The organism is Methylomonas sp. TEB (genome assembly GCF_047777895.1).
Lineage (GTDB): Bacteria > Pseudomonadota > Gammaproteobacteria > Methylococcales > Methylomonadaceae > Methylomonas.
Genome location: NZ_CP180476.1, coordinates 4532703 through 4545260 on the forward strand (window position 1 = coordinate 4532703; position 12558 = coordinate 4545260).

Annotated in this window: 12 protein-coding genes; 3 read left to right on the forward strand and 9 right to left on the reverse strand. The window is 54.3% G+C overall.

Annotated elements, in window-relative coordinates:
- Positions 1 to 81: 81 nt before the first annotated feature.
- Positions 82 to 1008, reverse strand: a complete 927-nt coding sequence (locus ACMXD4_RS20525) for a sulfite exporter TauE/SafE family protein (RefSeq protein WP_415879227.1) — start codon at positions 1006 to 1008, stop codon at positions 82 to 84.
- Positions 1009 to 1021: 13 nt separating this feature from the next.
- Positions 1022 to 1714 (reverse strand): MBL fold metallo-hydrolase, encoded by a 693-nt coding sequence (locus tag ACMXD4_RS20530; RefSeq protein ID WP_205451491.1) that lies wholly within the window; start codon positions 1712 to 1714, stop codon positions 1022 to 1024.
- A gap of 297 nt (positions 1715 to 2011) precedes the next feature.
- Here ACMXD4_RS20530 and ACMXD4_RS20535 point away from each other — a divergent pair, with 297 nt between their 5' ends.
- The gene (locus tag ACMXD4_RS20535) at positions 2012 to 3367 is read left to right on the forward strand and encodes a sigma-54 interaction domain-containing protein (protein ID WP_205451492.1); all 1356 of its coding nucleotides are present in this window, start codon (positions 2012 to 2014) and stop codon (positions 3365 to 3367) included.
- A gap of 97 nt (positions 3368 to 3464) precedes the next feature.
- Here ACMXD4_RS20535 and ACMXD4_RS20540 read toward each other — a convergent pair whose 3' ends face one another.
- Complete coding sequence (locus ACMXD4_RS20540) at positions 3465 to 4430, reverse strand: IS110 family transposase (RefSeq protein WP_415879228.1); 966 nt, start codon at positions 4428 to 4430, stop codon at positions 3465 to 3467.
- Positions 4431 to 4678: 248 nt separating this feature from the next.
- Between ACMXD4_RS20540 and ACMXD4_RS20545 the strand changes: the two genes are divergently transcribed.
- Positions 4679 to 4963 carry a hypothetical protein gene (locus ACMXD4_RS20545; protein ID WP_415879229.1) on the forward strand — a complete coding sequence of 95 codons (285 nt, stop codon included), beginning with the start codon at positions 4679 to 4681 and terminating at the stop codon, positions 4961 to 4963.
- A gap of 25 nt (positions 4964 to 4988) precedes the next feature.
- Here ACMXD4_RS20545 and ACMXD4_RS20550 read toward each other — a convergent pair whose 3' ends face one another.
- Genes ACMXD4_RS20550 through ACMXD4_RS20560 form a run of 3 tightly spaced genes read right to left on the reverse strand, consistent with a single transcriptional unit; the run spans position 4989 to position 7958 of the window.
- On the reverse strand, positions 4989 to 5777 hold the full coding sequence (locus ACMXD4_RS20550; RefSeq protein WP_415879230.1) for a F0F1 ATP synthase subunit gamma: 789 nt from the start codon (positions 5775 to 5777) through the stop codon (positions 4989 to 4991).
- Positions 5774 to 7210: a F0F1 ATP synthase subunit alpha gene (locus ACMXD4_RS20555; RefSeq protein ID WP_415879231.1), complete on the reverse strand. Its 1437-nt coding sequence runs from the start codon at positions 7208 to 7210 to the stop codon at positions 5774 to 5776. Before ACMXD4_RS20555 ends, ACMXD4_RS20550 begins: the two co-directional genes overlap by 4 nt.
- Positions 7203 to 7958 carry a F0F1 ATP synthase subunit delta gene (locus tag ACMXD4_RS20560; RefSeq protein WP_205451496.1) on the reverse strand — a complete coding sequence of 252 codons (756 nt, stop codon included), beginning with the start codon at positions 7956 to 7958 and terminating at the stop codon, positions 7203 to 7205. Before ACMXD4_RS20560 ends, ACMXD4_RS20555 begins: the two co-directional genes overlap by 8 nt.
- Positions 7959 to 8201: 243 nt before the next feature.
- On the opposite strand from ACMXD4_RS20560, the gene ACMXD4_RS20565 reads away from it, so the two are divergent.
- Entirely contained in the window at positions 8202 to 10310 is a 2109-nt protein-coding gene (locus ACMXD4_RS20565; protein ID WP_415879232.1) for an acyltransferase family protein, read from the forward strand.
- A 34-nt stretch (positions 10311 to 10344) separates the two neighbouring features.
- Here ACMXD4_RS20565 and ACMXD4_RS20570 read toward each other — a convergent pair whose 3' ends face one another.
- From ACMXD4_RS20570 to ACMXD4_RS20580, 3 genes are all read right to left on the reverse strand, one after another.
- The gene (locus tag ACMXD4_RS20570) at positions 10345 to 10611 is read right to left on the reverse strand and encodes a F0F1 ATP synthase subunit C (protein WP_020483596.1); all 267 of its coding nucleotides are present in this window, start codon (positions 10609 to 10611) and stop codon (positions 10345 to 10347) included.
- A gap of 2 nt (positions 10612 to 10613) precedes the next feature.
- Positions 10614 to 11303: a F0F1 ATP synthase subunit A gene (locus tag ACMXD4_RS20575; RefSeq protein ID WP_171697388.1), complete on the reverse strand. Its 690-nt coding sequence runs from the start codon at positions 11301 to 11303 to the stop codon at positions 10614 to 10616.
- Positions 11304 to 11414: 111 nt separating this feature from the next.
- Positions 11415 to 12494 carry a lytic transglycosylase domain-containing protein gene (locus ACMXD4_RS20580; RefSeq protein ID WP_253734573.1) on the reverse strand — a complete coding sequence of 360 codons (1080 nt, stop codon included), beginning with the start codon at positions 12492 to 12494 and terminating at the stop codon, positions 11415 to 11417.
- Positions 12495 to 12558: the final 64 nt, after the last annotated feature.

The following is a 12558-nucleotide window of genomic DNA, read 5'->3' on the forward strand; positions in this document are numbered from 1 at the left end:
TTATAGTTATACGCCAGGCGGTTGGCACCGGATGGCGGAATCAACGGCGTAGCACAACCGTCAATATTAGTCTAGCCTAATTCAAAGGTGATGGCGGGGCGACATTGGCAACGCTTCTCTGCGCGGCGTATGGCTATGAATGCGGTTGCCTATCAAACCGAGCGCAAACAAGGCGGCCAATCCTGCCAAGCCTCGTCGCCAGGCACGTTCGTCATCCTGCCACAGCTCTAACGATGCCAATAGTTGCCAGCTCAGCGCGTTAAACAATACATAAACCGCCACCAGTATCACGAACCAACCAAACCCGCGGCGTAACGCCGTCGCGCTGATGAAGTTGGATAACCAGCCACCCAGAAAACTGCCCATTACCGCACCCGCCGTCACCAGCGCCATCAAGGGAATATCCAGTTGGGCGTGATTCGCGTAGCCGCTCAAGCCGGCGCTGGCGTTCATGACAATAACCAGTAACGACGTACCGATAGCCGCCGGCATCGGCAAACCCACCAGCAAGGTCAATGCCGGCACGATCAAAAATCCGCCACCGACCCCAACCAAGCCGGTCAGCCCGCCGACCAAAACCCCGTCGAACAACAATCGCAATACCGGTGTTTGTAAAGGACACATCGGTAGCGCCTGCTCAACAGCCGGCTGGCTTGGCGCTTTCTTGAAAATCATCGCCAGACCCGTCAACAATGTAATCGCGCCAAAAAACACCATGAGCCATTCCCCGGAAAAATGGCCGGCCAAGCGGCCACCGCCAAATGCGCCGAGCATGCCGGCCAAACCGAATACCAGCGCACTTTTCCAGCAGACATGGCCGCGCCGAGCATGCGGGATCAACGCCATCAGGCTGGAGACACCCACCACCACAAATGAGGTGACGATCGCGGTCTTGGGCGGTACATGCAGCACGTAAACCAGCATCGGCACCGTCAAAATCGAACCGCCGCCGCCCAACAAGCCCAACAGCAGGCCGATACAGATTGCCAAGATTAGCGTCAGGATCATCGGCTAACTCCGCCTATTCGGCAGGCGTCCCACAGGACTGATTGGCCGGCAGCGCCTGATCGATGAACTTGGGATACGCCAGCTTCAATTCGCTCATGATGCCGATAAACTCGGCGCGAGTGCGCCCCTGGCCCAAACGGGTGTTTTTTGCCATTTCCTGTTTGATGGTAGACACGGTATTACCCTGGTAATCATGCCCCGGATACACCAGCGTATCAGGCGGTAATGTGAATAACTTGCCGGTGATGCTGTCATACAGCTGGCCGGCATCGCCTTGCTGGAAATCAGTGCGCCCGCTACCGCCGATCAACAAGGCATCGCCGGTAAACACCCGATCAGCCATCACATAACTGACGCAACCGCTGGTATGGCCGGGGGTATGCCGCACCTGAATATCCAGATCGCCCACTTGCAATAACACCCCGTCGGTGACCAGCAAATCCGCACAGAGCGCGCCAGCATCCCGATGTACCACACTCTTGCTGCCAAGCTTTTCCCGCAACAATCCAGCGCCGGTAATGTGGTCGGCGTGCACATGGGTTTCGAATGTGTAAATCAGCTTGAGGTTCAGGCTTTGCAGCAAATCGATATAAATCGGCAGCTCCGACGCCACCGGATCGATCAGACAGGCGCGACGGCTGCGTTCGCATCCCAACAAATAACTGTAGGTGGAGGTTTCTGTTTCGAAGAGTTGTCTGAAAATCATGACCCGCCTCATTAAGCGCAAAGTAAAAAGAATATAAGTGCTGTATATCAATACTCGTGCCAGTTTACCGGCAGTATTAATATCCGCACGGCCCACAAATCCAGCGCTATCCAGTATGGGCTAAATAGATATATACCTTTGTTTTAACTGATTATTTTAGTTTTCTTGCCTTAAAAAATTAAGTCACTAGGTTTGATGAAGCGGCCTGGCACCGGCCAAGCCTGGCGTTTCAATATGAAATATTGAAACGATGCTGATACACTTGAAACATCACTGAAACAAAACGAGCTTGAACGCATGGCATCTTCCTCACCGCTATTCAAACGCTGGCTCGGCCAAATCGGCGCCGATCAAGTCGTAGAAGTGTTGACCGATTTATTCGAAAGCGGCGCGGCCTTTATCGTAGACAGCAACAGCGACATCTTGCTGTGGAGCAAAGGCGCCGAACAATTGTTTGGCCTGAACGCAGCCGAGACCATAGGCAAACCCTGCAAAACCGCGCTGAATTGCGACAGCGGCAACGACCCCTGCAATCTGGCCGAACTCGGCATCGTCAAGTCGCAAGCGGTGCGGATACATCGCCCGGATGGCCGGACGCTGAATTGCTATCGAACCGCGCGCGCCTTCTACGACAACAACGGCGGCTTCGCCGGGGCGATTGAATTTCTGCAACCACAAAGCGACATAGCCCCGGAACAAAAGCCGGACGACAGCGACAGCTTTCACGGCATTCTGTCGCGCGACCCGGCCATGAAAGAAGCCATCAAAATCATCCGCAACGTCGCCGAAACTGAAGCCACCGTGTTAATCCGCGGCGAATCCGGCACCGGTAAAGAGATGGTGGCGCATGCCTTGCACCTGGAAAGCCCTAGGCACTATCAGCCGTTTTTGGCGATCAACTGCGCGGCCTTGACCCCCAGCCTGTTGGAAAGCGAATTGTTCGGCCACGTCAAAGGCGCATTTACCGGCGCGGTGCGTAATCATGCCGGCTTGTTTCAACGTGCCAACGGCGGTACTTTATTTTTGGACGAAATAGCGGAGTTGCCACTAGAGCTGCAAGCCAAGTTGCTGCGGGTGATACAGGAGCGTAACTTTACGCCGGTGGGCGGCGATAGCGCGGTCAGCGTGGATGTGCGGATTATTGCCGCCACGCATAGATCGTTGCGCGAAGAGGTCAAGGCCGGGCGGTTTCGAGAAGATTTGATGTATCGCTTACGAGTGGTGCCGATTTTTCTGCCACCGCTGCGCGAACGTCGCCAGGACATCAGCCTGTTGCTGCAACACCTGATAGACCGGCATAACACCCAAGGCCATCGCCATATCGACCGCATCGCGCCGGAAGCGATGCGCCTGTTGCTGGATTACCGCTGGCCGGGTAATGTCCGGGAACTGAATAATGTCGTCGAATACGCCTATGCGGTAGGCCGCGGCAGCGAACTCGGCATAGACGATTTGCCACCCGAGTTTCGTGAGCCGCTTAGACCGGCAGCAACGCTTGACCAAAACTCTGCCCCGCGTCCAAAAAGTCAAAACGAAGCGGAATTGATCCGCGAAGCCTTGGCAAATAACCCGGACAATCTGGAACAGGCCGCTCAATTTGCGGGGATGAGCCGGGCGACTTTTTGGCGAAAACGGCGGAAGTATGGGCTATAGGCTCGCTCAATTGGCAGGTTAATCACGTCAACGCCGCGCAAATATCGTATTGACGTCCGATTGATTGCGTTTTATGGTGTAGATACTGTTATCCAAGTCAAGCCAAATGAATAGCCGAGTCGAAGGGTTTCGCGGATTTCAAGACACCGAATGCCACATGAATCAATTTACGCATCATGGCACCGATAATCAGCTTATTGGGTTTACCAGCACCGGCTAATCGTCCACGGAATTGTTTACCCCAGGCTGTTTTATAAAGCGTCACCATGGCCGGCATATAGAGTGCTTTGCGCAGGAAGGCATGGCCTATTTTGGAGAGCCTGGGCTTGCCCTTGAGGCTGCTGCCCGATTCGTATTGCCGGGGATCGAGTCCGGCAAAAGCGGCGGCCTGCCGACTATTGGCGAAGCGCGAGGTATCGGCGTAGAACGCGAGGATGATGGCGCTGGTGCGCTCGCCAATGCCGGGAATGCTATCGAGCAGTTCGCGCTGTTGCTTGAGATCGGGATGGCGATCAATGTGATCGTTGATGGCGTCGATCAATTGTTGGATCGCAGTATCCAGCCAATTCAGATGCTGTTGAATGTCCTCACGTACCGCTTCGCGCGCCACCAGCAAGCGGTTGCTTTCCTGGGTGCGCATGGTTTGTAAGGCGTCCAGGCGCAACACCAATGCACGTAGCGTGATTTCCGCTTCGCTACGGGGTTGCCAGATAGGGGGATGGCGCTCGGCGCAGAAATCGGCGATGAGTTTAGCATCGACCGTATCGGTTTTGCTGCGGGTGAGCCGTGAACCGCCATAGGCCTTAATTTGTGCTGGATTGACGACGCTCACGGTGAAACCAGCGGTTGCCAGATGCTGAGCAACGTCTTCCCAATAAATGCCGGTCGCTTCCATGCAGACATGAGGCGATTGGGCCTTTTGAGCGGCCAACCACGTCAACAACGTCGCGAAGCCGTCGAGAGTATTGGGAATGACTTTGGCGCGAAACTTACCGCTGGGCAAGCGCAACGCGCAGTCCAGCTTGGCTTTAGCAACATCGATACCGAGATAAAAATGGGACATGAAAACCTCAAATGATCTACCTTGTGAATGCAGGCTGCCGGAAACCGGGCCGAAGAGACTGTTCGATCGTTGATCGAGGGTGGGTCGCTGCTGCAAAGATCTACGCCGGGGATTTCGAAATCCAAGCTCCGATACGGCATCCAGCGACCCAAACCTGAGGTGCCCCTCAGGTGTGTTTTCATGGTTTATTATCCTTTGAAAAGCACGCTTGGATAATACAAGCTCCAGTCATCAATGGGACTCTATTCATGCAAGCACCCACTCTAAAACAGGAAGCGCTGGAATCGATTGACCGTTTGCCTGACAACGCAGACATGGACGAAATCATGTATCAGCTGTACGTCGTCGACAAGTTACGCAAAAGCCGCAAAGCTATCGCTGAAGACCAATTCATTCACCACGAAGAGTTAAAGCGCGAAATCGGCATATATTCATACCGGATACTTTGCGAAATAATCGGCGAAACCTTATATATCCATGGTGTGATTCATAAGCGGCGAGACTTCAAACAGGAAGATCTGCAACGGGAATAAGCATTGAATGGCTAAACGCAGACTGCTAATGCCGCCCCACCATCAACTCGATTTCCTCGACGATTTCTTCCTGACGCAGCCTATTGCGTTGCCGCTTCAATTCCTCGCCGCCGCGCTCAAGATGCCGCAACGCGGTTTCCATCTGCATCAGCCGCATGTGGTTTTCGACCCGAATCGAGCGTAACAATAAGGCCAGCAAGGTATGAAACAGATAATGCTCGGCGACGCCTTGCGCCACTTCCGCTGCCGGCGCGAAAGTCAGCGGCGGGTTTAGCCGGGCGTGGCTGGCCACATTCGCCAGAGGCCAAAGACGTTGGCTGCGGGCCCCTTGTTCGTCACGAATACAAGCTATCAACCCAAATTCGACGCCGCGCAGCTCTGCCACCGCCGCCAGAATACTATCTATCGCCGCCGGCGCATCCAGACCGCCTTCGGCACCGCGCAGCCGTTGCAATGCGGCGCGTTCCTCAACCATTGAGTGCAGGCGTTCGCCAAGCAGAATCAGAGGGCCCTGCTGATCAGCATTTTGCTGCCAGTAACGGATCACGTCTTCGTTAAAGCTGCCGCAAAAGCCGCGCACGGAACCGAATAACAGCCAGATGTCTTTCGCGGGCGCGCTTAAAGCCGGCTCCGGCAAGCTGTCGGCCAAATCAGCCAAGGCCGTTTCCAGCGATTGCACAACTTGTTGCTGCGCTGCTTCGCGCTTACCCACTTTCCTCAGCTCGGCCAAGGCAAAACTGCGCATGGCGCCGAGAATGCCGGACAAATCGTCGAACAAGACTAAGCGCGCCTCGACTTCCCGGCGCTGGCTCATGCTTTATCCGCCAAGAGTTGCCGCAACGCTGGCAACCAGTGTTTTTTCGGCGAATCCAAAGTCAACGTATCCGGCAATTTTGCCAGTAGCCCGGCCAATACGCCGGCCGCCTGTTCCGGTTTGAGGTTTTCCAGTAAACCCTCGCCATAGGCCAGCAACCAGGCCAGATGCGCGCGTTCGGACAAAGGTTGCAAACGGTCCTGTTTCAATATTTCCCGCAGCAAACGGCCGCGTTGCAGTTTTTCCTCGACACCGGTTTCCAAACGGGTACCAAAGCGGGCGAACAACTCCAGCTCCAGAAACTGCAAATAGTCCAAACGAATATGCGCGGAGGCGGTTTTGATGGCCGGATGCTGGGCCTTGCCGCCAATACGCGACACCGAACGGCCAATGTCGATGGCCGGCAGCATGCCCGCCGCGAACAGCTTGCTTTCCAGATAAATCTGGCCGTCGGTGATCGAAATCAAGTTGGTGGGGATATACGCCGACAGCTCGCCCTGGCGGGTTTCGATAATCGGCAAAGCAGTCATACTGCCGCCGCCATAGGCCGACGACAATACGGTAGAGCGCTCCAGCAGCCGGGAATGCAGATAAAAAATATCGCCCGGATAGGCTTCCCGGCCTGGTGGCCGTTGCAATAGCAGCGATAGCTCGCGATAGGACTGAGCGTGGCGCGTCAAATCGTCATAGACCACCAAGGTGTCGCGGCCCATGCGCATCCAGTGCTCGGCAATCGCGCAGCCGGCAAACGGCGCCAGATAGCGAAAACCCGGTAAAGCGTTGGCTTCGGCGACCACCACCACAGTATAGGCCAGCGCGTCGGCCTGACGTAGCGCTTCTAGGGTACCGGCGACGGAAGAACGCGGCTGGCCGATCAACACCATCACGCACAATACATTGCGGCCGCGTTGATTCAGAACCGCATCCAGAGCCAGCGCACTTTTGCCAATGCCGTCGTCGCCGATGATCAACTGGCGCTGGCCCTTACCGATGGGAATCAGCGTATCGACGATCTTACAGCCGGTGTATAAAGGTTCGGAGACGAAATCGCGCTCGATGATGGGCGGCGCGGCAGCTTCCAGTGAGCGAAACTGGCGCAATTCCGGCGGCGGTAAACCGTCCAGCGGACTGCCGAGCGGATCAACCACCCGTCCCATTAAAGTATCGCCAACGCCAATTTCCAGCTTACGCCCAATGTGTTGCACCGCCATGCCGGCGGTGACGCCACGGTTTTGCGACAACAGAATCGCTCCCAACACTTCCCGGCCCAACTGAAACACCAAGCCGGTGCTGCCGTCGTCGAAACCGATCAGTTCGTCCAGCCGCGCCGTGGGCAAGCCGCGGATCCAGGCGATGCCATCGCCGATGCCGGCCACGCAGCCGCGCTCAGATAAGCGCAAGCCGAATTGGTAGGGTTTAACCGACTCAACCATGATTGGCTTGGCGCCGGAAAAACGCCAGTTCGTCGGCCAGATTGGCGTGCAATTGGCATTCGCCGACTATGGCGCGCAACCCGGCAATCAAGGCCGAGTCTTCCTTGAAGGTGATTTGCAAGGTTTGTCCGGCAGCAGTCGACAAGGCCTCCGTCACTCGCGCTTGATCGGCTTCGCTCAACGGGTGCGCGCTAAGCACTTCGACCGCAGAAGCGGCAATCAACATAGCAGCGGCTTTGCGTAGCGCCGCTAGCTCGCTGTCCGGCATATCAAGCAGGTCCTGCAGAAAGACCTCGACGATGCGCTGCGTCAATTGCGGCGATGCCAATCGTTGCAACATAGCCGCGGCCTGCCCGTAAGCAGCGCCCGCCGCTTCCCTTACCAAAGCCGCTTCTCTTCCCGCAATCAGCGTCTGGTTGCGGACCCGCAATTTAGCTTCTTCATCGGCTAGGGTTTGTTTCAAATTCTCTGTCGCGGTATTGCGCAACTGAGTTAACTCTTCGTCTAGTTGGCGGCGACTGGTCTCCTGTTCTTGATTCCAAGCGGCTAATCGTTGTTCGTATTGTTGACGCAGGGCTTCCGCTTCGTTGCGCAAAAGTGCGGCCTGCTCGGTTTCGTCTTTGATGCGCTGCTGCCGGGCATCGAGCATGGCCAGCACCGGCCGGTACAGAAAGCGTTGCAGTATCCACACCAGGACCAGAAAGTTGAGGATTTCCAGGATGAAGGTTGTCCAGTCGAATTGCATCATGGATGGGTAACCCGTTTTGTTGGATATGAACTTGCGGCGTTGTTCCGAAAATACCGCCGATCTTTTGTTTATCCGCTATCTTAAACCCCGCAATGGTTTCGATGTCTGAAAATTTAGCCTGCGTAGTTTGCCGTTTAGGCACGTCTTGAGGCTCGAATACTTACGGCTTAGAATACGGCCCGCCTTTCCAGGCTAGAGCAGATTAGATGGAAAGTCCGAACCCACTTAGCATTTCTTTACCCTATGACCTCTTTGCAAGAACACCTGTCACACCCCAAGTATCGTCCGGATATTGACGGCTTGAGAGCCATTGCCGTGCTCTCGGTTATCGCCTTTCATGCCTTTCCCAGCAGTTTGCAAGGCGGTTTTATAGGTGTAGACATCTTCTTTGTGATTTCTGGTTATCTGATTTCGACCATCATTTTCCAGAACCTGGAAAAGGGTACTTTCAGCTTCACCGAGTTTTATGCCCGCAGGGTTAAGCGGATCTTCCCGGCACTGATTCTGGTGTTAGTCGCCTGTTACGTCTTCGGTTGGTTCGCGCTGTTTGCCGACGAGTACAAGCAGTTGAGCAAGCATATTGCCGCCGGCGCGGGATTCGTTTCCAACATTGTGTTGTGGAGCGAGGCCGGCTATTTCGACAACTCCGGCGAGACTAAACCCTTGCTGCATCTTTGGAGCTTGGGCATTGAGGAACAGTTTTACATCGTCTGGCCCTTGTTGCTTTGGTTTGCCTGGGAGCGGAACTTCAATCTGTTGACCATTACGGTTCTGATTGCCGTCGTCTCATTCAGCCTGAATATCACAGGCGTCATCGCCCATCCTGTCGCGACGTTTTACTCGCCGCAAACCCGGTTTTGGGAACTGTTATGCGGTAGTTTGCTGGCCTGGATGACGCTCTACAAGAAGGACTCGTTCTCTGCTATCAAGCTCAAGCTCGACGGCTGGCTGGCTGGCGCGGTTTATCGAAACTCTCACGCCGCCGACGGCAAAACGCTGGCCAACGCGCTTTCCATTCTGGGCATGCTGCTGCTGGCCTTCGGTTTTTTCATCATCAATAAAGATCTCAATTTCCCTGGCCGATGGGCGGTAATCCCGATGTTGGCTGCGGTCATGATCATATCGGCCGGGCCGAATGCCTGGGTTAATCGCATCGTTTTATCCCACCCGCTGGCGGTATGGTTCGGCTTGATCAGTTTTCCATTGTATTTGTGGCACTGGCCTTTGCTGTCTTTTGCGCAAATCATCGAGACCGACGTGCCCAGTATGAATATCCGCGCCATTGCGGTGTTGTTGGCTGTGGCATTGGCTTGGCTGACCTACAAACTGGTGGAAAAACCGATACGTTTGGGCAGTCACAGCAGAGCCAAGACGGCGGTACTGCTGCTGCTGATGCTAGGTATCGGCTATGTCGGTTACGCTTCATATTCCCGGGATGGCCTGGAGTTTCGTCAAGCCGATGCGCAGACCAAAACCAAAATGTATGCCGATGTAAACGGCACAGTGCTCTACAACACGCCGGAGGACTGGGTCGATGAGCGCTGTAAGACGGTATTGGAGGGGGCCAGTTACAATTATTTGATGTGCCGCTTTACCACCGCCACCCCAAAAATGCTGGTGGTCGGCGATAGTCACGCCGCGCAATTTGTCTACGATTCCATTTCCAAGGGCTCGAACGATCTGGCCTTGGTAGGGGTCAATGGCTGCCTGCCATTCATTGATCTGGTGAGTATTAATCCGACGGAAGAGTTTGCCGAAAAATCGACACGATGCCGGGTAGTCGTTCCTATCGTGCTAAAGCTGCTGAAGGAATTCCCATCCATTCAGCGCGTAGTGTTTGCGACCAGAGGCGCGATGTACATTGAAGGTTTTGGCTTCGGCAATACTGATTCTAAAAACCTGTATCGGATTGTTAGAAGCCCGGATGATGTGTTGACGGAAAATTACAACCAATTTGTTTCCGGCTATGTCGCAACCATCAATGAGATTTTAAAGCTGGGCAAAGCGGTGGTTTTTATTGAAGACGTACCGGAGATTGGTATAAGCGCTAAAAACTGTGTGGACGAGCGCCCACTGCGTATTACAGACAAAGCGCTGCCCGAGTGCGATGTGTCCAGAAAGTCTTTTGAAGAACGCAATATAAACTACAGACGCGCGGTCGATGCCATCAATGCCGCCACGCATAAGCGGATTAAGATTTTTCCCGCCTACGAATATTTATGCGATGAATCGACTTGCGGCGGCATGCACGATGACATGTCTTATTTTTACGATGACGATCATCTTTCCATGCGCGGCAGTAAATTTATTTTCGACAAATTTACCGAATGGTTGGACAAAGAGTCCAAGTAAACGATTGGAGCGCCATATAGCAAACTGGGTTGAGTTATTTTAAAAAATATTCAAGCAGCGGATTTCTAAACAACACAATCAGGGCCACCACCAAACAATAAATCGCCAAAGACTCTATCATCGCCAAACCAATAAATAAGGTTCGGGTGATGGTTTTCTCGGCTTCCGGCTGGCGAGCAAGAGCTTCTAGCGCGGCGGCGATGGCTTTGCCCATTGCCAGAGCCGGCAACATAGTGCCGAGAGCAATGACCAGACCGGCCACGCCGGTGGAAATCATGCTGAATAAATGGATGTCATTCATGGCTATTCCTCGGGAATGGCGAATGTATCGGATTCGCCAGGTTCCAACGCACCGGCGATGTAGATTAGCGCCAGCATACCAAAGATATAGGCCTGCACCACCGCTTCGATTACATGCAGCATCAATAATGGCACCGGCACCAGAAAGCCGGCAATCAACAATACCAGCAAGGCCGCCATTTCCAGACTCATGATGTTGCCGAATAGGCGGATGGCTAAAGCCAGGGTGCGGGTAAATTCGCTGATGATGTGAAACGGTAACAGGATGATACTGGGTTCGGCGTAATGGCGAAAATGCTGACGCCAGCCGCAGTCGCGAATCCCGAACCAGTGAGTAGACCCGAACACCAGCACCGCCAATGCGCCGGTAGCGGACAAGTCGCGGGTGGGCGCGTGGAGTTCCGGAATTAAACCCACCAGATTAGCCACCAACACAAACAGCCACAAGCTGGCCACGAACGGCAGCACCCGCCGTACCGATGCTGCCGGTAACACTTCGGCAATTGCACCTTCTATGGCCACGACTACCGCTTCGAGTAAGTTATGCAATGGGGATGACTGGCTACTGAAGCGCAGCGACAAGATTAACACCATAAAAACCAGCATCACGCCCCAGGTAGTCACGACCGTGTTACTGATCGCCAGTGGGCCGAGTTGAAAAACAGTATCGGCTGCCGACTCGGCGTTATTCATGTCCGCACCTCGAATTAAACAAACAGAACAGCAATGTAGGTTGGGCTTCATTGCGTTCAGCCTAGCCTACCCTTTACGACAGCCTCGCTGGAATAAGCTTTAAGCGCTGATTTATTCAACGGCCAAGTATTGACCGGGAGCCAACGGACTTTCGTAGCGGACGCCTTCCCGGAAAAACTGCTCGGGGTTGGAAGCAATTTCGCGGGCGGCCAGGAATTGCGCATAGTAGTTACGGGAGGCGAAACCGAAGGCCGGACCGTCATAGGTATCTACGATACGCACGAAGTCACTGCCGACTTGGTTTTGGGCACGCTTCATCCCGCCGATGCCGTGGTTGTATGAAGTTACCGCCGCCGGCCAATCACCAAGCTTACCGTAAGCGTAACTCAGATACCGGGCCGCGCCGTTGGCGGACACGAAAGGATCGTAACGTTGATCGACGCGATCACCGCCGGGCATGAAGGTTTTGGCGGCAGCCTTGGTAAATTGCCACATACCGACCGCGCCGGCGGAGGATTTGGCGGACGGTTGAAACGAGGACTCTACGTGCGGCAGATAAGCCAAGTCCTCAGGCAAGCCGGCATCGCGGAAGGTTTTTCTAAACTGCAAATCATAGCGACCGCTGATCTCCAAGCCGCGTTTAAAACGCTCGCGAGTACCGCGTTGCGAACGCAATCTGTCGCTAAGTCCAGGCAATACGCTATTGAGCGATCTGCCGTTATTTTCCAGTTTGGCGATCAATTGCCGGTCGTTGGCATTCAACGCCGCGCCGTAACGCACTTTACTTTCCAATTCCGCCAATTGGGCTTTCCAATACTCGCGGCGCTGGCTGATCATGTCTTTTTGTTCTGCCGTCAGGCCTTCCGCGACATAGCCCGGTAAGGTCATCACTTCGTAGACGACATCCAAATAACGGTCGTCATGAAAAGCCACTTCGGAACGCTGCCAGACCGCATAGGTTTTTCGCCAGAAATCCACGGCCGGCTCCAACGCTGCCGGTTTTGGGAAAGTCCCTGTATAAAACGCCGGTTTATACGGCGTCGGTTGCGGTTGATAAGACGGTCGCTGTTGGACGATATTCGGCCTTACCGACGCCATTTTCTCTCGCTTTACCGGCGAACTGCTGGTGCAAGCATTTAATAAAAATAAGGCTAATAAGGGAAGAGCTAAACGCAGCAAGGGTGGTTTCATTTTAGTCTGGTTATTGAGTGCAACGTTGATCGATGTAAAGTTTGCTACGCCGAAGAGCCGTAAA

Excerpts from the sequence above, each read along its gene's own strand:
- ACMXD4_RS20525 (WP_415879227.1), bottom strand. The coding sequence starts at position 1,008 with ATGATCCTGACGCTAATCTTGGCAATCTGTATCGGCCTGCTGTTGGGC.
- ACMXD4_RS20530 (WP_205451491.1), bottom strand. The coding sequence starts at position 1,714 with ATGATTTTCAGACAACTCTTCGAAACAGAAACCTCCACCTACAGTTAT.
- ACMXD4_RS20535 (WP_205451492.1), top strand. The coding sequence starts at position 2,012 with ATGGCATCTTCCTCACCGCTATTCAAACGCTGGCTCGGCCAAATCGGC.
- ACMXD4_RS20540 (WP_415879228.1), bottom strand. The coding sequence starts at position 4,430 with ATGTCCCATTTTTATCTCGGTATCGATGTTGCTAAAGCCAAGCTGGAC.
- ACMXD4_RS20545 (WP_415879229.1), top strand. The coding sequence starts at position 4,679 with ATGCAAGCACCCACTCTAAAACAGGAAGCGCTGGAATCGATTGACCGT.
- ACMXD4_RS20550 (WP_415879230.1), bottom strand. The coding sequence starts at position 5,777 with ATGAGCCAGCGCCGGGAAGTCGAGGCGCGCTTAGTCTTGTTCGACGAT.
- ACMXD4_RS20555 (WP_415879231.1), bottom strand. The coding sequence starts at position 7,210 with ATGGTTGAGTCGGTTAAACCCTACCAATTCGGCTTGCGCTTATCTGAG.
- ACMXD4_RS20560 (WP_205451496.1), bottom strand. The coding sequence starts at position 7,958 with ATGATGCAATTCGACTGGACAACCTTCATCCTGGAAATCCTCAACTTT.
- ACMXD4_RS20565 (WP_415879232.1), top strand. The coding sequence starts at position 8,202 with ATGACCTCTTTGCAAGAACACCTGTCACACCCCAAGTATCGTCCGGAT.
- ACMXD4_RS20570 (WP_020483596.1), bottom strand. The coding sequence starts at position 10,611 with ATGAATGACATCCATTTATTCAGCATGATTTCCACCGGCGTGGCCGGT.
- ACMXD4_RS20575 (WP_171697388.1), bottom strand. The coding sequence starts at position 11,303 with ATGAATAACGCCGAGTCGGCAGCCGATACTGTTTTTCAACTCGGCCCA.
- ACMXD4_RS20580 (WP_253734573.1), bottom strand. The coding sequence starts at position 12,494 with ATGAAACCACCCTTGCTGCGTTTAGCTCTTCCCTTATTAGCCTTATTT.